We start from the raw sequence: 19845 nt of genomic DNA, 5'->3' as shown, positions 1-19845 counted from the left end.
GCACATGAACGTTCCCAGCGCGACCGAGACCACCAGCAAGACCACTTCGACCGGCTCTCCCACGGCCACGTCGAGCAACAGTGTCGACTACAATACGTTTCTTCAGCTCCTCGTGGCCGAGATGAAGAATCAGGATCCGACCAATCCGATGGACACCTCGCAATATATGAGCCAGTTCGCCCAGCTCTCGACGGTCGAGCAGGCCATGCAGACCAACACCAAGCTCGATGCGCTGCTGTCCTCGCAGGCGTTGTCGCAGGCGGACGGGCTGATCGGACGGACCGTCAGCTTCACCGACTCGACCGGAGCGAGCTTCACCGGCAAGATCGCGTCGGTCTCCATCAACAGCGACGGCTCGATCGCGACCCTCGAGAACGGCACGAAGGTCGCGATCGGACCCGGCCTCACGCTCAGCTAGCCATGAACGAGCGGGACGCCCTCGACATCGTCCAGGCGGCGATCTGGACGATCATCGTCGCCTCGGGCCCTGCGGTCGGCGCGGCAATGCTGGTCGGCACCATCATCGCGCTGCTTCAGGCCCTGACCCAGATCCAGGAGGTGACGCTGACCTTCGTTCCGAAGATCATCGTCATTCTCCTGGTCGTTGCCGTATCCGGCTCCTTCATCGGCGCGCATCTCTCCACTTTCACCGAGATGGTCTATTCGCATATCGAACGCGGCTTCTGATCCGAGGAGCCCACCGGCCCACCACCCTCGCGTAAGCTTTGCGCGGCAGATTAGGTGCGGACCCTCTGCCGGTGACCCATGGCCGATACGTTAGCTGCTAGCCTGCCGACCCCGCGACGACTCGGGGCCGACGCCTTTTTCGCCGGCGGCATCGTGGCCATGCTCACGATCCTGTTCCTGCCGATCCCGCCGATTCTGATCGATCTCGGCCTTGCCTTCTCGATCGCGTTGTCGGCGCTGATCCTGATGGTTGCGCTGTGGATCCAGCGGCCGCTCGATTTCTCCGCTTTCCCGACCGTACTGCTGATCGCGACCATCCTGCGCCTGGCGCTCAACGTCGCGACGACGCGCCTGATCCTGTCGCGCGGCGGGGAGGGGGAAACTGCCGCGGGCCATGTCGTTGCCGGCTTCTCCAAGTTCGTCATGGGCGGCGACTTCGTCATCGGCCTGATCATCTTCGCGATCCTGGTCACGGTGAATTTCGTCGTGATCACCAAGGGTGCAACGCGTATCGCCGAAGTCGGCGCCCGCTTCACCCTGGACGCCATTCCCGGCAAGCAGATGGCGATCGACGCAGACCTGTCCGCGGGCCTGATCGACGACAAGGAAGCCCAGCGCCGGCGCCGCGAGCTCGAGGAAGAGAGTGCGTTCTTCGGCGCCATGGACGGTGCCTCGAAGTTCGTCCGCGGCGATGCCATCGCCGGCCTGATCATCACCGCGATCAACATCTTCGGCGGCATCGTGATCGGCGTCACCCATCACGGCCTCAGCCTTGCACGCGCCGCCGACGTCTACACCAAGCTCTCCGTCGGCGACGGTCTGGTCACGCAGATGCCTGCGCTGATCGTGTCGCTGTCGGCGGGCCTCCTGGTCTCCAAGGGCGGCACCAGGGGGTCGGCGGAGCAGGCTGTGCTGCGGCAGCTCGGCGGCTATCCGCGCGCGGTGTCGGCCGCGGCGCTGATGATGTTCGTGCTCGCCTTGATGCCAGGGCTGCCGATGGCGCCATTCGTGCTGCTCGGAGGGGTCATGGCGTTCGTCGGCTACTCGCTACCGAAGCGGCAGGCGGCGCGGGAGCGGAAACAGGAGGCGCTCAAGGCCGACGAGCGGGCGCAGAGCGATGCCAAGGAATCCGTCAAGGAGCAGCTCAAGACCGCCGAGATCGAGCTGTCGCTCGGAGGCCACCTTTCGGTTCATCTCTTGGGTTCGCGCAACGAGCTTGCGCACCGCGTCGGCAAGATCCGCAAGAAATTCGCCAAGCAATACGGCTTCGTGATTCCCGAGATCAAGCTCACCGACAATCTGTCGATCGATCCCAAGAGCTACCAGATCCGGATCCACGACACGCGCGTCGCCCATGGCGAGCTGCGGCTCGGCGAGGTGATGGTGCTCGTGGACAAGGATGGCAACCCCGATGTCCCCGGCGAAGAGGTGATCGAGCCCGCCTTTGGCATGAAGGCGCTCTGGGTGACGGAAGCTTTCACCGACGAGGTCAAGCGGCAGGGCTGCAAGCCCGTCGACAATCTGTCGGTTCTGCTCACGCATCTCAGCGAGGTGCTTCGAGCCAACCTTGCCCAGCTGCTGTCCTACAAGGACATGCGTGCCTTGCTCGACCGGCTCGATTCCGAATACAAGCGCCTGGTCGACGACATCTGTCCGTCGCAGATCTCCTATTCCGGCCTGCTGGCGATCCTGAAGATCCTCCTGGCCGAGCGCGTATCGATCCGGAACCTGCATCTGATCCTCGAAGCGATCGCCGAGATCGCGCCCCATGTGCGGCGGTCCGAGCAGGTCGCCGAGCATGTGCGCATGCGTCTCGCCGCGCAGATCTGCGGCGACCTCTCAGACAATGGCGTGCTCAACGTCGTCCGCCTCGGCAACCGCTGGGATCTGGCGTTCCACCAGAGCCTGAAGCGCGACGCCAAGGGGGACGTCGTCGAATTCGACGCCGATCCGCGGCTGATCGAGCAGTTTGCGACCGAAGCCAGCGCCGCAGTCCGGAAGTTCACCGAGAACGGCACCAGCGTGGTGTTGGCGGTCACGCCCGAAGCGCGTCCCTACGTTCGCATGATCCTCGAACGGGTGTTTCCAACCCTGCCGATCCTGTCGCACGTCGAGGTTGCGCGCAGCGCCGAGATCAGGCCGCTTGGAGCTATATCGTGATCAGCGGCCTCACCGACAGCGTGCTCGTGACGTTCATCGTGTTCTGCCGCATCGGTGCCTGCCTGATGCTCGTGCCCGGCTATTCCAGCGTCAACGTTCCGGCCCAGGTTCGCCTGTTCGTCGCGCTGGTTACGACGTTTGCGCTCACGCCGATCTTGATCGCCGTCCTGAAACCACTCACGGAGAACGCAGCACCGCTGACGCTCGCGCTGCTGATCTGTTCGGAGCTCCTTGTCGGCAGCGTCATCGGGCTCGGTGGGCGCGTGTTCTTTCTAGCGCTCCAGACCATGGCAACCGTGATGGCGAGTGCGATCGGCCTCAGCAACATCCCGGGGACGCCGGTGGGTGACACCGACCCGGCACCGGCCCTGGTGCCGTTGATCATGGCGGCCGTCACCACACTGTTCTTCATGACCGACCAGCATTGGCAGGTCCTGCGCGGGCTGATGAACTCCTACGATGTCTGGCATCCCGGCGACAGGATCGGCGGAAGCATGGCACTCGATCAGCTCGTCGGCCGCCTCTCGGAGGCGTTCGTGCTGACGCTGCGGATTACCAGCCCATTCATCGTCTACTCGGTCATCGTCAACCTGGCGGTCGGCCTCATCAACAAGCTGACGCCGGCAATTCCCGTCTATTTCATCTCGGTGCCCTTTGTCCTGTTCGGCGGATTCCTGCTGCTCTACCTCACCAGCGACGAGCTGCTGAAGCAATTCATGCTCGGCGTGTCGTCGTGGCTGGCGGAATGACCGGCCATGACGTCACGCGCGGACAAGCTCGGCCGGATCGTCTCGCTCGTGAAGCTTCAGCTTCGGATGTCCGAATGGCAGCTGGCGCAGTTGCGCCAGGAGGAGAGAAGCTTGCACGACGAACAGGCTTGGCTGGTCGGAGCTCTGAACGAAGGCGAGCTGCCGGCGGGCTCGTCGAGCGAATCGATCGCGCGACGCCTTACCAGGACGAGCGTCGGCGCACGCGCCCTGCAGGCCCGGGCCGCTCAGCAGCTCGACCAGGTCCGCGCGGAGAACCGCCGTGTGAAACAGCTCGAGCAGGTCGCGAAAGCGGCGCTCGCGGACAAGCTTCGCGAGGCGGAGAAGCGCTCGCTCGAAGAGATGACGGGCACAAGCCCCGCCGTGCGCGACTGGACGCCACGGCCAGCCAACCGGAACAAGACATGATCGTGACCGCGACACCCGATCTCGTTCTCGACGTCCTTGCGGCCGCCGATCCCGTGACGCAGCGCGCGGCGACGGCGAAGCTCGATGCATTGAAATCCCCGGAGGCCGATTTTGCCGCCACGATGGATGCCGAGGTCGGCAAGGCCGCGGCCACGACGCCAGCTGGCGATCCGTCCACGGCAAATACGGCGGACGCGCAGCCGTCGCTGCCGAACGCCGCGGCGCCGGTGCAGGTGATCAAGGCGCCGGCCTCGGGCGAGGTCTACCGCAAATTCGAGGCGTTCATTCTCCAGACCTTTGTCGAGACGATGTTGCCGAAGGAGTCGGAGGAAGTCTTCGGCAAGGGAACCGCCGGCAGCGTCTGGAAGTCGATGCTTGCGGAGCAGCTCGGCAACCAGCTTGCGAAGGGCAAGGGGATCGGCATTGCCAGGCAGCTCGCCGCTGCGCATCCGGCCGTTCTGGACGTTCCGGGCAAGGGCGGATCTGGGATGGGTGACGAAAGTTGAGGAGTGAATTTCCTATGCAGGCAAATGAAGGCGCGGCGGCGCTGGTGATGGAGCAGCCCGAGGTCGGCACCGAGGCGACGGTGGAAGCCACGCAGGGCGCGGTGATGTTGCCGGTGCACCTGCCAGATGCCGGCGGTGAGGTGGCGCCCGACGGCACCGATGCGGCGAGATCGGACGAGGTGTGGGGCCTGCTGGCGTCGATCCGCCGGCTTGAAAGTATCATTGAAGAGGAGACGGTCGCGCTCGCGACCGGGAAGAAGATCGATTTCGACGACTTCAGCGCGCGGAAGAGCCGGAGCATGCTGGAATTCGTCCGCCTGATGCGGGCGCGGATGCATCTCGGCGCCGAGGCGGAGATCACCGCGGAAATCCAGCGCCTGCGCCAGAAGCTCGAGCGGAACCGCGCCATCCTCGAAATGCACTACGACGCCGTGCGCGAGGTCGCGAGCATCATCGTCAGGGCGGTCAAGGAAGCCGAGTCGGACGGCACCTATAGCGGTCGCGCAGTGCAGGACGGAAGATGATCAGACTGGTGCTGGCCGGACTGTGGGTATGCATCCTCACCGCGGGCACGAGCTATGCCGTGGCCTATTGGAAGGAAAACGGCAGCCTGCTGCCGGCGAAGGACGAATATCTCGACGGGCTGCAATACCAGAAGACGCGGGCGCTGAGCGTGCCCATGGTCGAGAACGGAAACGTGCAGGGCTACATCGTCGCGCGCTTCGTCTACACGGTGGAGGCGCGGACCATGCACCAGCTCACCGTTCCGCCCGAGCCGTTCGTCGTGGATGAAGCCTTCCGTAGGATCTATGCGGACGAGCGCCTCGATTTCAGGAAGCTCGCCCGCTATGACCTCTCCGTCCTCACGACCGCCATCAAGCAGCACGTCAACCAGCGGATGCAGGCCGACGTCGTCCAGGACGTCCTGGTCGAGGACTTCAACTACGTCTCGAAGGACGAATTCCAGCAGAAGCCGTAGCGCAACCGACCTGCGCCGCGAAGCCGGCCGGGCGCTCTGCCGTCTGTCCGCCGCTGAAAATGCACCGGCCTCTGCGGGATATGTCCGCAGAGGCCGGTGTCGTTTGGTATCGATGTCGTGTCGCGTCAGTTTCCTGCCGGGTACGCCGCCGGGGCGGCATGTGCCCTGTTCAGGAGGATGCCGACCTCGCCGAGATCCTGCATCGACTCGTCGATGGCCTCGCCGGCGGGGATGTTGAGGCGGTAGCCGACGTAGCGCCGCGCCACGATGGCGTCGAAGCCGAGGCGGTCACGAAGCTTCTTGCGCAGCTTGCTCACATGGCTCTCGATCACGCTCTCGTCGAAGGTCGCCTCGAAGATGCCGTAGACCGCGTTGAAGATCTGCGTCTTGGTGATCCACTTTCCGTGGTTGCCGACCATGTATTCGAGAATGCGCAGTTCGCGGCGGGGCAAGGTGAGGGCGCGGCCGCCGATCTCGGGGTCGCGTCCGTTGAAGAAGACTTGGATTCTGGTTTCGCAGGGCCTTGGCAGGTCGCCGACCCTGCGTCGTGCGATCGCAGCCGTTCGGGCCAGGATCTCGCGAAGATGGATCGGCACGTAAACCACGTCGTCCACGCCCGATTCGAAAAGCTCAAGCGTGTTCTTGAGCATTTTCTGGCCGCTCATGGCGATGATGGGAGCCGAGGAGCGCTTGCGCATCGCCCGCGGCAGGCTTCCGCGGGTATCGCAATCCCCGAGGAGGAAGGCGTCGACCGCTGCCAGATCCGATTCATTGGCGGATTGCAGCCAGTCCCAGAACTCTCCGGAGGAAAAGCCGATCGACGATACACCTTCGCGATCGAGCCCTCCGACGTAGCTGTTCGCGACGCTCTCGCGATCATCAACGATTATATACATCAGTCTTTCGCCCCTGTTTCGCACTTGTTGCGGCCGGATGGGTTAGTGTGATGCCCGGCTCGGCAACTATGCTGTTTGACGATATTTCCTTCCCGCGAACCGTTATTATGGTTTCATATCCGCGGGCAGCCCTACGCATCCAGTGCCTGCATGTGCAGGCCCGTTACTTCGACTCGATACTGAACGCTACGACGTGAGGCCCGGCAGGTGTCTACGGATCACCTCGCGGGGCGGATTGTGACAGCGACCTAGAACAGTTGCGCCAAGTTGCTCATCGCGTCCGAACACCACTGAACTGTGTCGATCTCCTCGCCATCTGGCGAGAATCACTTGTGTAGGACCGTAACAATTGCCGATTTCCGATCAAGCACGCGGAAGAAAGCGGTTGCTACGTGTGCTTGATGCTGTTGGTTTGTTTCGAGTTGTTTCTTGATATGTTCGATCGCATCAGTTGATTCAAAATTCGAACTAGTTTTGCACCGTAACGGTTATATGGTTCCGTACACCCGTAGAATTGCAGTCATTTTGGGTGGTGGCGCGAGTCAGGTGCATTGAGGGGTTTTCAACTTCCGATTGACCCTCGCGAGCGCGCCATGCTGTGCGACAATTCGACTCATGTATGGCGGGGCGACTCCAGCTTGGCGAAATCTTGGCGAGTGTGTGTCTTTCGAGTCGCACTCTCGCCGCATGCATGACGCGTCTGACTCATTCGACGTCGCGTTGCGCGTGACGAGAACTTTTCGACGCGCACGTTTCAGGCAAGCTTCGACAACTAGCGTCGTTCGACAGATCGAACCGAACGGAGCATTTTTCACATGTTGTCCGATGGCAAAGCTCGTCCCCACGAGACCGCGGATGTGCCTGCGGCGACGAAGCCGGCTCCGCAGGCGGGCGCCGCAAAGGACAATGCGATGCGTGCGACAAAGCCCGCTACAAGCGCGAGACCTGCGTCGGCGTCGTCGAGCGACGAAACTCTCGCCAAGGAAGCCCTTGAGGGGCTCAAGCGCATTCGCGCCAAGGCGCGCCTCGACAAGATGGCAATACCGAAGCCTGCGCCGGCTGTCATCCGCCCGGCCGTGCTCGTAGCCAAGCCGCCGCCGCCGCGTCCGACATGGGTCGTGCCGCTCGCAACATTGGCGGTCGCCGCGGTGCTTGTGGTCTGTGCCTGCACCGGCGTGATCGCCTATCTCACCACGCAGCCGAGCCAGACCAGCGCCTCCGCCAATACGGAGATCAGGAACCTGCGCGAGACGGTCGCGCAGCTGCGCAAGCAGGTGTCGGGCGTGTCCGAAAACCTGGACGGCCTGCGTACCGCGGTCGATTTCTCGAGCAAGGCGACCAGCGATCGTTTCGGCCGCTTTGCCGAGAACCTGGATCGTATCGAGCGCGTGAGTTCGTCCTCGACGGTGAAGCTCGACAGGCTCGCCCAGGCGCAGATCCAGGCTCCGGCGCCTGTCGCCTCGCAGCCTCAGCCGTCGTCGCAGACCATGCCGATGATGGCCTCGGTCGCAGCGCCCGAGATCACGGGCTCGGTGTCTCCATCCGAGCGCACGTCGGTACCGCGCAAGGCGGTCAAGGGCTGGTCGGTCCGTCAGGCCTATGAGGGGATTGCCATCCTGCAAAGTCCGAACGGTGTGATCGAGGCGGTGCTGGGACAACAGGTGTCAGGCCTTGGCCGCATCGAGGAGATCAGAAACGAGAACGGCCGCCTCGTCGTGGAGACCAGCGGCGGCGTAGTCTATTCGCCACGCAAGGCAACGCCGTAGTCCGCGCACTTCTCTATTGGCGGTGATGCGCGAAGCTGGTGCACAGCAGCTGGACCTCGGCCTCCGCGATCGGAGCGCGAAACAGGCGGCAGGTGTATTCGGCCGCCGTCTTGCTGTCGGTGGTGGTGCGGTCCTCGCGGAGGAAGATGCAGCGCTTGCAAACGTCGGTATGATGCCGCTGTTCGGCCGCGTCCGATTGGTCCAGCACGTGCCGGAGCCCGTCGCGGAAGCGGACCTTGGCGTCATTGTCGAGGACGCCGATCGCCTCGACGAGAACGTTGACGGGGTCACGCACCAAGAACTTCTTACCCTGCTGCGTGACACTCAGCATCACCGAACGCTTGTCCTTGGCCGACCGAGTCCGCTCCAGATATCCCAGCCGTTCGAGTTCACCGATGATGAACGAGGCGGTGCCGCGCGTGGTGCCGACGTAGCTCGCCAGCGCCGACGGCGTCCTGGAAAACCGGTTGGCGCGGGACAGGAAGCGGAGCGCCATCCATTCGCGATCGCGCAAGCCGTGCTTGGTACCTTCGAACCACAGGATCCGCGCAACCTGCTCCAATAATTCAATCGATTCGCGAGCCAAATTCATTTCAATTCCACGTCGGATAAAGCTTTATTCAATTGAGCTTTTGGTAGCGCAATCTGGGAAGATGGAACTTTCGGACGTGGAACTAGAGCGTCACAAAGAAAGTTCGAGTAAATCGCGCGGCTCAACTCTTCTGAAAATTTCACTCAAATGACCGAGGTTCGCGCACGAGATTCCGCTGATATGCGATGCCCGTGCAACATGATGTGTCGTTGCGGTCATTGCGACGCCCCTTTGGTGCGGCGGAAGGTTTGGAAATGCGCGCGCTGACGGGGTGTCTGCAGCTCCGAACGGCGTCGGCAGGTGGGGAAGAACCGCCTTTTTCGGTTAACGGATGTTGCGACGCAGCGCAGCTACGCGGTTAAATCCGGCGCGCGGCAGCTACCGCAAGGATGCTGCGGAAGGTGCCTGGAAACGGGCGCAGGCCTGGCTCAAGAAATATGGCGTTCTGAGCTGACGCTGCGTTTCGAGAGGGGCGGCCTGACCGACCACCCCTCTAATTCATTCAGCGCGCCACAGCGCATCAAGGCCCTGCCGATAGGTCGGGTAGGCCAACGTCACGCCAAGTTCGCGCTTCAATTTCGCGTTTGAGACACGCGCGTTGCCAGCGTAGAAGCTGCGGGCCATTGCCGACATCTCGGCCGTCTCGAATGCCTCTTCAGCCGGGGGCGCAATGCCCATCAGCTTCGCCGCATAGGCAATCACGTCCTGCGGCGGCGCGGGCTCGTCGTCGCAAACATTCCACGTGCCGCCGCCCTCATGACGTATCGCAGCCATGATCGCGCTTGCGATGTCCTCGACATGGATGCGGTTGAAGACCTGTCCCGGCTTAATGATGCGCCGGGCCGTTCCAGCCCGCAGCGTCGCCAGCGCGTTGCGGCCAGGACCGTAGATGCCCGCAAGCCGCAGGATCGCGACACCGGCGCGCCCCGTCTCCATCCAGGCCTGCTCCGCCGCAAGCCGCATGCGCGTCCGCTCGAGGGTGGCCCGCGGGGGCGTACTCTCGTCGACCCATGCGCCGCCGTGGTCGCCATACACGCCCAGTGTAGACAGGTAGATGATCTTCCGGCATCGGGCCGATGCCAGCACGTCCGCGAACGCCGCGATCGCCGGGTCGCCCGCGCTACTGGGCGGGATCGACACGAGAAGGACGTCGGCCTCGCGCATCCGCTCGACCGTCTCGCGATCCGGACCGCTCATGGAAAACGGATGCGCCTCGATGCCGGCCAGGCCTTGCCGCTTCGCGGGATCGCGCACCGTGCCGGCGACGTGCGCGAAGCTGCCGCCGAATCTGCGGACGAAATGCCCTGCGCTATAGCCCAGGCCGAGGATGAAGAGCCGCATGCGTCTGCCGTGCTGGTCGGAATTCCTCTCGCGCCACAGCGCGCATCCCTGCTCATAAGAGATTTTTGGGTCCGGCAAAAGATATTGCAATTTTACGCGTCCGCCACCGCGAGCAATGCTCGCTTGTCACTGGAGCGTCTGGAGGGAGGCGTCGGTCATGCAGGCAGAAGCACCCGCCGCAGCGCTATGCGACGCCGCGGAGCTGATCCGGCGTGCCAGCGCGCTGATCTTCGATGTCGACGGAACGCTGGCCGAAACCGAGGAACTGCACCGGCAGGCCTTCAATGAAGCCTTCCTGCGCCACGGCCTCGCCTGGCACTGGGATCGTGCCGTCTACAAGGATCTGCTGAGGATAACGGGCGGCAAGGAACGCATCCGCGCCTACCACGCGAGGCGGCGGGCCGCTCCGCCATTATCGGACGTGGATATCGCAGAGCTTCACCGCATCAAGACCGCGCATTACGCCGAACTGGTCGAGACCGGCTGTTGCCCGTTGCGGCCGGGCGTGGCGGAACTGCTGGCGGCGGCGAGGTCGCGCGGCCAGCGGCTCGCGATCGCGACGACCACCTCGCGCGGCAATATCGATGCCCTGCTGTCGCGGGCGCTGGGGAAGCGCTGGGCCGCGGACTTCGAGGCCATCGTCGCCGGCGACGATGTTCGGCACAAGAAGCCTGCGCCGGACGTCTATCTCGAAATCCTGGGGCGGCTGAAGCTGGAAGCCGCCAACTGCGTCGCGATCGAAGACTCCGCCAATGGCCTGCTCGCGGCCTCGCGTGCCAACATCCCGGTCGTGATCACCCACAGCATGTTCTTCCGGGACGATGATTTCACCGATGCGCGGTTCGTGCTGGAGGATCTGTCGGAACTTGCGGGCCTCGGATGAGACCACAGAACAAAAAAGTGAAAAACAACCCCATGCACAGTAGATCACGCCGGCGTGACGTGCCGCGTCAGTGGACGCGGCGAGACGGGCTATCTTCCTCAGCCTGCTCGACAATCTGGGCGATCGGGCTCGACTGATGGTGCACCAGGCGCCAGTCGTCGCCGACGCGCTTGAAATGGTTGGCGGCGGCAAGCGCTGTGCCGTCGACGATCTCGATGCAGAGCACGCGCGCGCTGTCGCCATCGACGATAGCCTGCGGCTCGGCGCAGACGATCTGCGGCCGCTCCGGGCTTTGCAGGATGTCGCGCCAGCTCCCGATCACGGTGGCCCGCCCGACAATGGCCGGCCAACCGGGATGGATGCAGGAAATGGCGTCGTCGTCCGCCCACATCCGTTCCATGCCGGCAAAGTCGCCTGTCGAAAAGGCAGCGTAAAAGGCCGCGTTGGCGGCAATGACCTTGTTGTCCTTCGTCATGCCTCCCGGGTGAGGCAAGGACGCGGAAAAATCAAGCGCGACTTCCGTTGATTTTAGCCGCAGTGCAGCATCGAGATTGGGGCTGCCGTCAGTGCGAAACGTGCGTCTCGACCGCCCGCCGTGCGCCGTCCGCATAGAGACGGCCGAGCGCCGTGGTGACCGCCGTGCGCAGTCGTGGCTCGGCTCCGAGCGGCCCGAACAATTTTTCGACGCCGAGCAGTGCAGGCGCAAGCCGCTCGGCGACGGGACCGGCCTCGCGCGCCAGTGCCGCGAATTCGCCGGCTAGCGGATCGCGCACGTCGATCGCGCGACCCTGCTCGTCGATCGCGGTGACGTAGCGCATCCAGCCGGCCACTGCGAGCGCATGGGTCTCGATCGGCAGGTTCCTGGCGAGGCGGTCCTGCATCGCGCCAAGCAAGCGCTGCGGCAGCTTTTGCGAGCCGTCCATCGCGATCTGCCAGGTCCGGTGATGCAGCGCCGGATTGGCAAAGCGCTTGAGTAGCGAGACGCGGTAGGCACCAAGATCAGTGCCTGATGGCATCGTCAGGGTCACCGCGGCCTCTTCCATCATTTGGGCAGCAAGCCGCGCGAAGTGCGGATCGGTCATAGTGTCGGCGATAGTCTCGTAGCCGGCGAGATAGCCGAGATAGGCGAGCGCCGAATGACTGGCGTTGAGCAGTCGCAGCTTCATCAATTCGAACGGCTTGACGTCGGTGACGAGCTCGACGCGGGCGGCGGCGAAATCAGGTCTGCCCGCAGCGAAGCGGTCCTCGACCACCCATTGCGTGAACGGCTCGGTCATGACCGGCCATGCGTCGCGCAAGCCGAGCGCAGCGGAAACCGTGTTCCGATCGGCATCGGTTGTCTCCGGCACGATGCGGTCGACCATGGTCGAGGGAAAGGCGGCCATATCTGCGATCCACTTGCCGAGCTCCTTCGACCGCAGCGCCGCGAACTGCGTCACGATCCGCTGCACCGTGTGGCCATTGGCGGCGAGGTTGTCGCAGCACAGCACGGTGAAGGGCGCAACGCCTTGCGCCCGCCGGCGTGCAAGGGCGGAAACGATGAATCCGGGCGCCGAGCGCGGCGCGTCGAAATTGTTCAGATCGTGCACGACGTCCGGATGCCGCTCGTCGAGATCGCCGGCCTGCGGCGTGTGGCAATAGCCTTTCTCGGTGACGGTGAGGGAGACGATGCGGATGGCCGGATCGGCCATCGTGTCGACCAGCCGCGCCGGGTTCTCGCGCGCAACGAGGCTGCCAAGCAGCGCGCCGATCACGCGGTGCTCGGTGCCTTCGGCGGCGCGAACCGCGAGCGTGTAGAGATGGTCCTGCGGCGCGAGCGCGTCGCGCGTATCCGGACTGCGCAGGCTGGCGCCGACGACGCCCCAGCCGGCGGCGCCGGCGGCAAGACAATCGTCGATGACGACGGCCTGATGGGCGCGATGGAAGGCGCCGAGGCCGAGATGGACGATGCCGGGCGTGACGCGCGAACGGTCATAGGCCGGGCGGCGGATGGCCGGCGGCAGCCGGTCGAGATTGGCGCGGCCAAGGCGCATTGAATTAAGGCGCATGGTCGTCTCTCCCCTTGCTTTGCCGCTGCTTGACATGCCGCCCGTCCTCGGTCAATGCTCCGGTCAATTGGTAAGACCAATTTTCCAAAATTGGCGGGCCGCCGGGCCGCGAAGCTTCCCGGCGAGACCCTTTCGGGGAGGCCAGCGTGCCGCTGGAAGCTGTGGAGGCGAGACGGCTCTATCGCCAAATCGCCGATCAATTGCGAAGCCTGATCGACAGCGGTGAATACGCGGTCGGCAGCCGCTTGCCGACCGAGCGCGAGCTCGCCGAACAGCTCAAGGTCTCGCGGCCGACGGTGCGCGAAGCGCTGATCGCGCTCGAAGTCGAAGGCCGCCTCCGTATCCGTGTCGGTTCCGGCATCTACGTGATCGAACCTGCGGGCGCCGCGGTGCCCGTGCCGGCGGCCGCGGTCATCGAAGGCCCGTTCGAACTATTGCGGGCCCGGGAGTTCCTCGAAAGCGCGATTGCCGAGCAAGCCGCGCGCGTCGCGAGGAAGGACGACATCGCGCGCATCGATGCCTCTCTGGTTGCGATGGAGAATGTCGCGCATCCCGGCGAAGCCTCGATGATCCACGACCGCGCCTTTCACGTCGCGATCGCCGGGAGCCTCGGCAATGCCGTTCTGGTGCGCGTGGTCGGCGATCTCTTCGACCAGCGCCTCAATCCCTACTTCGCGCAGCTCGCGCATTATTTCGAGAACCCGCGCACCTGGCACGCGGCCCTCGATGAGCATCGCGCGGTGCGCGATGCCATTGCGGCGCACGATCCCGAAGCCGCGCGCGATGCAATGCGCAATCATCTGGCGCGCTCCCAGGAACGCTTTGCCCAGAACTTTGGCGCCGAGATCGCGGCCGGATCGGCCACCGGGCCCGGCCGGGCTGGCCGACACACCGCGAAGCCGGCAAGAACAAAACGAGCGCCGAAGAAGCAAGCCAAGGAAACCGGAAAGAGCGGGACTGCACGGCGGCGATGACATTGGACGGTCCGTATTCCCATTGGGTGTCGGGCGAACAAGAAGCAGACTTAAAAGATGGAGGAAAAGTCAGTGTTGAAGAAAATGACGATGGTGCTCGCGGTCTCGGCCGTGGCGATGTGTGCGACGACCAATGTCGGCATGGCTCAGACCAAGCTCAAATGGGCGCATGTCTATGAGACCTCGGAGCCGTTCCATACCGCCTCGGTCTGGGCCGCGCAGGAGATCGGCAAGCGCACCAACGGGCGCTATGCGATCGATGTCTATCCGGCGTCCCAGCTCGGCAAGGAGGCCGACATCAACCAGGGCCTCTCGCTCGGCTCGGTCGACATCATCATCTCCGGCTCGAGCTTTGCGGCCAAGAGCTTTCCGCCGATCGGCGTGACCTACTATCCCTATACGTTCCGCAACGCCGATCATCTGCTCGCCTATACCAAAAGCGACATCTTCAAGGAGCTCGCCAAGGGCTACGAGGACAAGAGCGGCCACCACATCATCGCGGTGACCTATTACGGCGTGCGCCAGACCTCCTCGAACAAGCCGATCAAGAGTTGCGCCGACATGAAGGGCCTCAAGATGCGGGTGCCCGACGTGCCGGCCTACCTGGCGATGCCGCGTGCCTGCGGCGCCAACACCGCGCCGATCGCGTTTGCCGAAGTCTACCTCGCGCTCCAGAACGGCACCGTCGAGGCGCAGGAGAACCCGCTGACTACGATCGAAGCCAAGAAGTTCTACGAGGTGCAGAAGCACATCGTGCTGACCGGCCATATCGTCGATCACCTCAACACGGTGGTCGCCGGTGCGCTCTGGAAGAAGCTGAGCGACGAGGACAAGAAGATATTCACGGACGTGGCGCAGGAGGCTGCCGCCAAGGCCACCGGGGAAATCAAGCAGAACGAGGCCAAGCTGGTCGCCTTCTTCAAGGACAAGGGACTGACCGTGACCGAGGTCGACAAGAACGAGTTCCGCGACACCGTGCTGAAGAACGTCGCGTTCGAGACCTTCGGTTATCGCAAGGCCGACTGGGAGCGCATCCAGGACGTGAAATAGCAGTCGCTGGTCTTGCCGCGTAATAAGACCCTCATGGTGAGGAGCGCGAAGCGCGTCTCCGGACGATGCTTCGCATCGCCGGGCGAACCATGAAGGCCCGGCTCTCGCCCGGGGCCATCCTTCGAGACGCGCGTTCCGCGCTCCTCAGGATGAGGAGAAGAGTGGCTTTGACGCAGTAAAACTAGCTCGACATTCCGGGTCTCGCTTTGCGAGCCCCGGAATGACGGCCAGTCCATTCGAGGAGTAACCACATGTCGACCGCCGAATTGCACCGGCAGATTACCGCGGACGAGATCGCCCATACCTTCGAGGAGGAGGCGACGCCGAAGGTGGACCTCGGCATCTACGCTTTCGAGGACTGGCTGGCGCTCGCGATCTTCTGGGTGATGGCGTCCGCCGTTTTCCTCCAGTTCTTCACCCGCTACGTACTCAATGACAGCTACGCCTGGACCGAGGAGATCGCGACCTACTGCCTGATCGGGGTGGTCTTCATCGGCTCGTCGATGTGCGTGCGGCTGTCGCGGCATATCCAGGTCGACCTGATCTATCGCTATCTGCCCCATCTGGTGGCGCGGGCGTTGTCGACCGTGATCGACCTGATCCGGATCGCCTTCTTCGGCTACGCCACCAAGCTGGTCTGGGTCTACATCCAGATCATCGGCGACGAGTCGATGACCACGATCAATTTTGCCAAGAACTACGTCTATTACGCCGTGCTGCTCGGCTTCGTGCTGATGTTCGCCCGCTCGGTGCAGGTGGCGCTGCAAAACTGGCGGCAGGGCTACTCGATCCTCGAACGTCCCGGTGCCTACGACGGATCGGAAGGGTAATTTCATGCTGTTGTTGCTTGGGGGCTTTCTCATCCTGATGCTGCTCGGCGTGCCCGTGGCAATCGCCATGGCTGCGTCGTCGCTGCTCTACATCCTGGTCAGCGGCGTGACGCCCGATGTCACGCTCGCGCAGCGCATGATCGCCGGCGTCGAGAGTTTTCCGCTGCTCGCCGTGCCGTTCTTCATCCTGGCCGGCAATCTCATGAACATCGCTGGCGTCACCGGCCGCATCTACAAATTTGCCGTCGCGCTGGTCGGCTGGATGCGCGGCGGTCTCGGTCACGTCAACATCATCGGCTCGGTGATCTTCTCCGGCATGTCCGGCACCGCGATCGCGGACGCCGCCGGCCTTGGCACCATCGAGATCAAGGCGATGAAGGATCACGGCTACTCCACCGAGTTCTCGGTCGGAGTCACCGCGGCCTCGGCAACGCTCGGGCCCATCATCCCGCCGTCGCTGCCCTTCGTGATCTACGGCATGATGGCGAACGTCTCGATCGGCGCGCTGTTCCTGGGCGGCGTCATTCCCGGTGTCGTCCTGACCCTGCTGATGATGGCAACCGTTACCTATTTCGCGCACAAGAACAAATGGGGCAGCGACACGCCGTTCTCCTGGCCGCAGCTCGGCTCGGCCGGGCTCGAGATCGTCGTGGTGCTGAGCTTCCCGCTCGCGATCTGGCTGATGACGCTGGCCGGTATGTCGACCAACATGGCGGTTGTGATCGGCCTCGGCGCGCTGCTCGCGATCGACTGGTACTTCGATTTCTCCGCGGTGATGGCGCTGATGGCGCCGGTGATCCTGATCGGCGGCATGACGCTCGGCTGGTTCACGCCGACGGAGGCCGCCGTCGCCGCCGTGATCTGGTCGCTGTTCCTTGGCCTCGTGCGCTATCGCACCATGACGCTGAAGACCGTGGCCAAGGCGACCTTCGACACCATCGAGACCACGGCCTCTGTGCTGTTCATCGTCACCGCCGCTTCGATCTTCGCCTGGCTCCTCACGGTGTCGCAGGCCGCGCAGTTGCTTTCGGACTGGATGCTCAGCATCACCCACAACAAATGGGTGTTTCTGGCGCTCGCCAATATCCTGATCCTGTTCGTCGGCTGCTTCATCGACACCACGGCGGCGATCACCATCCTGGTGCCGATCCTGCTGCCGATCGTGCTCAAGCTCGGCATCGATCCGGTCCATTTCGGCCTGATCATGACGCTGAACCTGATGATCGGGCTGCTGCACCCGCCGCTCGGAATGGTGCTGTTCGTGCTGGCGCGCGTGGCAAAGCTGTCGGTCGAGCGCACCACGGTGGCGATCCTGCCCTGGCTGGTGCCGTTGATGCTCGCGCTGATCGCGATCACCTACATCCCCGAACTGACCCTCTGGCTGCCTAAATACATGGGACTCTCCAAATGACATCCACAGCTCTCGCTGCAACCCTGTTCGGCCCCGAAGATCTGCGCATGGTCGAGCATCCGCTCGACCAGCTCGCATCCGGCATGGTGCGCGTCCGCTTCGGCGCCGGCGGCATCTGCGGCTCGGACATGCACTACTTCCGTCACGCCCGGACCGGCGATTTCGTCGTGAAGTCGCCGCTGGTGCTCGGCCACGAGATCTCCGGCGAGGTCGTGGAGATCTCTGGATCCGCCTCGAACCTGAAGATCGGTGATCGCGTTGCCGTCAACCCGTCGCGCTGGTGCGGCCATTGCGTCGCCTGCCGCGAGGGCCGGCCGAACCTCTGCGAGAACATCTACTTCATGGGCTCGGCCTCGAAGACGCCGCACATGCAGGGCGGCTTTGCCAACTATTTCGATGCGATCCCCGCGCAATGCGTGAAGATTCCCGATCACGTCTCCTATCAGGCCGCGGCGCTCGCCGAGCCGCTCGCGGTCTGCCTGCATGCGGTCGCGCGCGCCGGCAAGATCGAGGGCAAGCGCGGCATCATCTTCGGTGCCGGCCCGATCGGGCTGTTGACCATGCTCGCCGCACGCCGCGCCGGCATCGCCGACATCACGGTGGCCGACATCGCACCGGCGCCGCTCGCGTTTGCGAGCCGGCTCGGCGCCGATCACTTCGAGAATGTTTCGGGCGGGGAGGAGGGCTTGAAAGCCCAAGCTGCTTCGCGTCCCTACGATGTCGCATTCGAGGTTTCGGGCACTGCCGCGGGCCTTGCCAGTGCCATCGGTATCGTCAGGCGCGGCGGCACGGTGGTGCAGATCGGCAATCTGCCGGGCGGGCAGATTCCGGTGCCGGCCAATGCCGTCATGGCCAGGGAGATCGACCTGCGCGGCTCGTTCCGTTTCGGCTTCGAGTTCATGACGGCGGTGGAACTGATCGCCGACGGCAGCGTCAATGTGTTGTCGCTGGTCACCGCCGAGCGGCCGCTGTCGATGGCGCCGGACGCGCTGCGACTGGCACTCGACCGCTCGCAGAGCGTCAAGGTCGTGCTGACTGCAAACTGATCCTAGAGTCCCGTTCCGATGAAATCGGAACGGGACTCTAGATTCTTGTTTTGACGCGTTTTCTTTTCGCGAACCGGTATCCACTTCGCTCGAAAACGCTCTTGGAGATTCTTGATGATGTTGCAGGGATGGCGCTGGTACGGGCCCGATGATCCCGTATCGCTCGACGATGTCAGGCAGGCCGGGGCGACGGACATCGTCTCGGCGCTGCATCAGGTACCGATCGGCGAGGCCTGGACGCGCCAGGCGGTCGAGGAGCGCAAGAATTTCATCGAGCGCGGTCAGCCCGGCCGTTCGCCCTTGACCTGGTCGGTGGTGGAGTCGATCCCGATTCCGGACGACGTCAAGCGGCTCGGCGGCAAGGCCACGCGTTCGATCGAAACCTGGATCGCGAGCCTCGAAGCGGTGGCCGCGGCGGGCATCAAGATCATCTGCTACAATTTCATGCCCGTAGTCGACTGGTGCCGCACCGATCTCGAATGGGAGCTGCCGAGCGGCGCCCGCGCCATGCGCTTCGACCAGGACCGCTTTGCCGCGTTCGAGCTGCACATCCTCAAGCGCCCTGCCGCAGCTCAGGAGTATTCGCCGGAGCAACAGGCGCGTGCGAAAAAACTCTTTGAGAAGATGAGCCAGGCCGACATCGACTATCTCGTCATGGTCATCGCCAGCGCGCTGCCGGGCTCGACCACCGAGCCGATGACCATCCCGCAATTCCGCGACCGGCTCGAACAGTATCGCGACATCACGCCAGACATCCTGCGCCGGCATCTCACCGAGTTCCTTGAGCGCGTCGCGCCGGTGGCCGAGCAGCTTGGCGTCTCGCTGACGCTGCACCCGGACGATCCGCCGCGCCCGTTGTTCGGCCTGCCGCGCATCGCCTCGACTGCCGACGACTATCAGGCGCTGTTCGATGCCGTGCCGTCGAAGGCCAACGGCATCTGCCTGTGCACGGGCTCGCTCGGCGTCCGCGCCGGCAACAATCTGCCCGAGATGGCCGAACGCTTCGGCCCGCGCATTGCGTTCGCGCATTTGCGCGCGACCAAGCGCGAGGCGGATGGCTTGTCGTTCTACGAATCCGACCATCTCGACGGCGACGTCGACATGGTCGCGGTGCTCAAAGCGCTGCTGAAGGAGAACGCGCGGCGCTCGCCGGACCGCCAGATCGTGTTCCGGCCCGATCACGGCCACCGCATGCTCGACGATCTCGCTGCCACCAAGCGCACCAATCCCGGCTACACCGCGATCGGCCGCCTGCGCGGCCTCGCCGAGCTGCGCGGCGCCATCCGCGCGATCGAGCATCGATAGCCCGCTACTTGTCTCGCAAGGGGATGGCCACACACCGCTGTCATGCCCCGGCTTGACCGGGGCATCCAGTACGCCGTGGCGTCTCGGTTCAAATCACAACCACCTCGAATACTGGATCGCCCGGTCGGAGCCGGGCGATGACAGCGAGTACGTGGTGACCATGGTGCTCCCTCGGGCAAAACAGCAAAGCGCCAAG

21 protein-coding genes are annotated in these 19845 nt (G+C 63.9%); 16 read left to right on the top strand and 5 right to left on the bottom strand.

Annotated elements, in window-relative coordinates; genetic code table 11:
* Window positions 1–4: 4 nt before the first annotated feature.
* From flgD to FXV83_RS08860, 8 genes are all read left to right on the top strand, one after another.
* Window positions 5–418 (top strand): flagellar hook assembly protein FlgD, encoded by a 414-nt coding sequence (flgD, locus tag FXV83_RS08895; RefSeq protein WP_148738809.1) that lies wholly within the window; start codon window positions 5–7, stop codon window positions 416–418.
* A gap of 2 nt (window positions 419–420) precedes the next feature.
* Complete coding sequence (gene fliQ, locus FXV83_RS08890) at window positions 421–687, top strand: flagellar biosynthesis protein FliQ (protein WP_148738808.1); 267 nt, start codon at window positions 421–423, stop codon at window positions 685–687.
* Window positions 688–765: 78 nt separating this feature from the next.
* On the top strand, window positions 766–2847 hold the full coding sequence (flhA, locus tag FXV83_RS08885) for a flagellar biosynthesis protein FlhA (protein ID WP_148738807.1): 2082 nt from the start codon (window positions 766–768) through the stop codon (window positions 2845–2847).
* Window positions 2844–3596, top strand: a complete 753-nt coding sequence (gene fliR, locus FXV83_RS08880) for a flagellar biosynthesis protein FliR (protein WP_148738806.1) — start codon at window positions 2844–2846, stop codon at window positions 3594–3596. Before flhA ends, fliR begins: the two co-directional genes overlap by 4 nt.
* A 6-nt stretch (window positions 3597–3602) precedes the next feature.
* Complete coding sequence (locus tag FXV83_RS08875; RefSeq protein WP_148738870.1) at window positions 3603–4022, top strand: hypothetical protein; 420 nt, start codon at window positions 3603–3605, stop codon at window positions 4020–4022.
* On the top strand, window positions 4019–4528 hold the full coding sequence (locus FXV83_RS08870) for a rod-binding protein (protein ID WP_187435765.1): 510 nt from the start codon (window positions 4019–4021) through the stop codon (window positions 4526–4528). Before FXV83_RS08875 ends, FXV83_RS08870 begins: the two co-directional genes overlap by 4 nt.
* 14 nt (window positions 4529–4542) lie before the next feature.
* Window positions 4543–5052, top strand: a complete 510-nt coding sequence (locus tag FXV83_RS08865; RefSeq protein WP_148738805.1) for a flagellar biosynthesis protein FlgN — start codon at window positions 4543–4545, stop codon at window positions 5050–5052.
* Window positions 5049–5507: a hypothetical protein gene (locus FXV83_RS08860; protein WP_148738804.1), complete on the top strand. Its 459-nt coding sequence runs from the start codon at window positions 5049–5051 to the stop codon at window positions 5505–5507. Before FXV83_RS08865 ends, FXV83_RS08860 begins: the two co-directional genes overlap by 4 nt.
* Window positions 5508–5632: 125 nt before the next feature.
* Here the strand turns inward: FXV83_RS08860 and FXV83_RS08855 are convergent, their stop codons facing one another.
* Window positions 5633–6403 carry a response regulator transcription factor gene (locus FXV83_RS08855; RefSeq protein ID WP_187435764.1) on the bottom strand — a complete coding sequence of 257 codons (771 nt, stop codon included), beginning with the start codon at window positions 6401–6403 and terminating at the stop codon, window positions 5633–5635.
* 815 nt (window positions 6404–7218) lie between these two features.
* Here FXV83_RS08855 and FXV83_RS08845 point away from each other — a divergent pair.
* The gene (locus FXV83_RS08845) at window positions 7219–8169 is read left to right on the top strand and encodes a hypothetical protein (RefSeq protein WP_148738802.1); all 951 of its coding nucleotides are present in this window, start codon (window positions 7219–7221) and stop codon (window positions 8167–8169) included.
* Window positions 8170–8182: 13 nt separating this feature from the next.
* Here the strand turns inward: FXV83_RS08845 and FXV83_RS08840 are convergent, their stop codons facing one another.
* Both FXV83_RS08840 and FXV83_RS08830 read right to left on the bottom strand, forming a co-directional pair.
* Entirely contained in the window at window positions 8183–8761 is a 579-nt protein-coding gene (locus tag FXV83_RS08840) for a MarR family winged helix-turn-helix transcriptional regulator (RefSeq protein ID WP_148738801.1), read from the bottom strand.
* Window positions 8762–9259: 498 nt separating this feature from the next.
* The gene (locus FXV83_RS08830; RefSeq protein WP_148738800.1) at window positions 9260–10102 is read right to left on the bottom strand and encodes an SDR family oxidoreductase; all 843 of its coding nucleotides are present in this window, start codon (window positions 10100–10102) and stop codon (window positions 9260–9262) included.
* A 157-nt stretch (window positions 10103–10259) separates the two neighbouring features.
* On the opposite strand from FXV83_RS08830, the gene FXV83_RS08825 reads away from it, so the two are divergent.
* A complete protein-coding gene (locus tag FXV83_RS08825) occupies window positions 10260–10985 on the top strand; it encodes an HAD family hydrolase (protein WP_148738799.1) in 726 nt (241 codons plus the stop codon).
* Window positions 10986–11052: 67 nt separating this feature from the next.
* Here FXV83_RS08825 and FXV83_RS08820 read toward each other — a convergent pair whose 3' ends face one another.
* Window positions 11053–11460: a nuclear transport factor 2 family protein gene (locus tag FXV83_RS08820; RefSeq protein WP_148738798.1), complete on the bottom strand. Its 408-nt coding sequence runs from the start codon at window positions 11458–11460 to the stop codon at window positions 11053–11055.
* Window positions 11461–11548: 88 nt separating this feature from the next.
* Window positions 11549–13033, bottom strand: coding sequence for a mannitol dehydrogenase family protein (locus tag FXV83_RS08815; RefSeq protein WP_187435763.1), 1485 nt, complete (start codon window positions 13031–13033; stop codon window positions 11549–11551).
* A 146-nt stretch (window positions 13034–13179) separates the two neighbouring features.
* On the opposite strand from FXV83_RS08815, the gene FXV83_RS08810 reads away from it, so the two are divergent.
* The 6 genes from FXV83_RS08810 (at window position 13180) to uxuA (ending at window position 19649) form a co-directional block, all read left to right on the top strand.
* Window positions 13180–14007, top strand: coding sequence for a FadR/GntR family transcriptional regulator (locus tag FXV83_RS08810; protein WP_148738796.1), 828 nt, complete (start codon window positions 13180–13182; stop codon window positions 14005–14007).
* A 90-nt stretch (window positions 14008–14097) separates the two neighbouring features.
* Window positions 14098–15057 carry a sialic acid TRAP transporter substrate-binding protein SiaP gene (locus tag FXV83_RS08805; protein WP_187435776.1) on the top strand — a complete coding sequence of 320 codons (960 nt, stop codon included), beginning with the start codon at window positions 14098–14100 and terminating at the stop codon, window positions 15055–15057.
* 251 nt (window positions 15058–15308) lie between these two features.
* Complete coding sequence (locus FXV83_RS08800) at window positions 15309–15887, top strand: TRAP transporter small permease (RefSeq protein WP_148738794.1); 579 nt, start codon at window positions 15309–15311, stop codon at window positions 15885–15887.
* Window positions 15888–15891: 4 nt separating this feature from the next.
* Window positions 15892–17298 carry a TRAP transporter large permease gene (locus tag FXV83_RS08795; protein WP_148738793.1) on the top strand — a complete coding sequence of 469 codons (1407 nt, stop codon included), beginning with the start codon at window positions 15892–15894 and terminating at the stop codon, window positions 17296–17298.
* Entirely contained in the window at window positions 17295–18344 is a 1050-nt protein-coding gene (locus tag FXV83_RS08790; RefSeq protein WP_148738792.1) for an L-idonate 5-dehydrogenase, read from the top strand. The genes FXV83_RS08795 and FXV83_RS08790 overlap by 4 nt, the downstream gene beginning before the upstream one ends.
* A gap of 117 nt (window positions 18345–18461) precedes the next feature.
* Window positions 18462–19649 carry a mannonate dehydratase gene (gene uxuA, locus FXV83_RS08785; RefSeq protein WP_187435775.1) on the top strand — a complete coding sequence of 396 codons (1188 nt, stop codon included), beginning with the start codon at window positions 18462–18464 and terminating at the stop codon, window positions 19647–19649.
* The last annotated feature ends 196 nt before the right edge of the window (window positions 19650–19845 follow it).

Origin of the sequence: Bradyrhizobium hipponense (assembly GCF_008123965.1) — a bacterium.
Taxonomy (GTDB): Bacteria; Pseudomonadota; Alphaproteobacteria; order Rhizobiales; family Xanthobacteraceae; genus Bradyrhizobium; species Bradyrhizobium hipponense.
The sequence above is the reverse complement of the archived record's forward strand: the minus strand, read 5'-3'. Positions and strand labels throughout refer to the sequence as shown.

Excerpts from the sequence above, each read along its gene's own strand:
- FXV83_RS08795 (WP_148738793.1), top strand. The coding sequence starts at position 15,892 with ATGCTGTTGTTGCTTGGGGGCTTTCTCATCCTGATGCTGCTCGGCGTG.
- FXV83_RS08805 (WP_187435776.1), top strand. The coding sequence starts at position 14,098 with ATGGTGCTCGCGGTCTCGGCCGTGGCGATGTGTGCGACGACCAATGTC.
- FXV83_RS08825 (WP_148738799.1), top strand. The coding sequence starts at position 10,260 with ATGCAGGCAGAAGCACCCGCCGCAGCGCTATGCGACGCCGCGGAGCTG.
- FXV83_RS08790 (WP_148738792.1), top strand. The coding sequence starts at position 17,295 with ATGACATCCACAGCTCTCGCTGCAACCCTGTTCGGCCCCGAAGATCTG.
- FXV83_RS08815 (WP_187435763.1), bottom strand. The coding sequence starts at position 13,033 with ATGCGCCTTAATTCAATGCGCCTTGGCCGCGCCAATCTCGACCGGCTG.
- FXV83_RS08830 (WP_148738800.1), bottom strand. The coding sequence starts at position 10,102 with ATGCGGCTCTTCATCCTCGGCCTGGGCTATAGCGCAGGGCATTTCGTC.
- flhA (WP_148738807.1), top strand. The coding sequence starts at position 766 with ATGGCCGATACGTTAGCTGCTAGCCTGCCGACCCCGCGACGACTCGGG.
- FXV83_RS08820 (WP_148738798.1), bottom strand. The coding sequence starts at position 11,460 with ATGACGAAGGACAACAAGGTCATTGCCGCCAACGCGGCCTTTTACGCT.
- FXV83_RS08865 (WP_148738805.1), top strand. The coding sequence starts at position 4,543 with ATGCAGGCAAATGAAGGCGCGGCGGCGCTGGTGATGGAGCAGCCCGAG.
- FXV83_RS08800 (WP_148738794.1), top strand. The coding sequence starts at position 15,309 with ATGTCGACCGCCGAATTGCACCGGCAGATTACCGCGGACGAGATCGCC.
- FXV83_RS08860 (WP_148738804.1), top strand. The coding sequence starts at position 5,049 with ATGATCAGACTGGTGCTGGCCGGACTGTGGGTATGCATCCTCACCGCG.
- FXV83_RS08855 (WP_187435764.1), bottom strand. The coding sequence starts at position 6,403 with ATGTATATAATCGTTGATGATCGCGAGAGCGTCGCGAACAGCTACGTC.
- flgD (WP_148738809.1), top strand. The coding sequence starts at position 5 with ATGAACGTTCCCAGCGCGACCGAGACCACCAGCAAGACCACTTCGACC.
- FXV83_RS08875 (WP_148738870.1), top strand. The coding sequence starts at position 3,603 with ATGACGTCACGCGCGGACAAGCTCGGCCGGATCGTCTCGCTCGTGAAG.
- FXV83_RS08840 (WP_148738801.1), bottom strand. The coding sequence starts at position 8,761 with ATGAATTTGGCTCGCGAATCGATTGAATTATTGGAGCAGGTTGCGCGG.
- FXV83_RS08870 (WP_187435765.1), top strand. The coding sequence starts at position 4,019 with ATGATCGTGACCGCGACACCCGATCTCGTTCTCGACGTCCTTGCGGCC.
- fliQ (WP_148738808.1), top strand. The coding sequence starts at position 421 with ATGAACGAGCGGGACGCCCTCGACATCGTCCAGGCGGCGATCTGGACG.
- FXV83_RS08845 (WP_148738802.1), top strand. The coding sequence starts at position 7,219 with ATGTTGTCCGATGGCAAAGCTCGTCCCCACGAGACCGCGGATGTGCCT.
- uxuA (WP_187435775.1), top strand. The coding sequence starts at position 18,462 with ATGTTGCAGGGATGGCGCTGGTACGGGCCCGATGATCCCGTATCGCTC.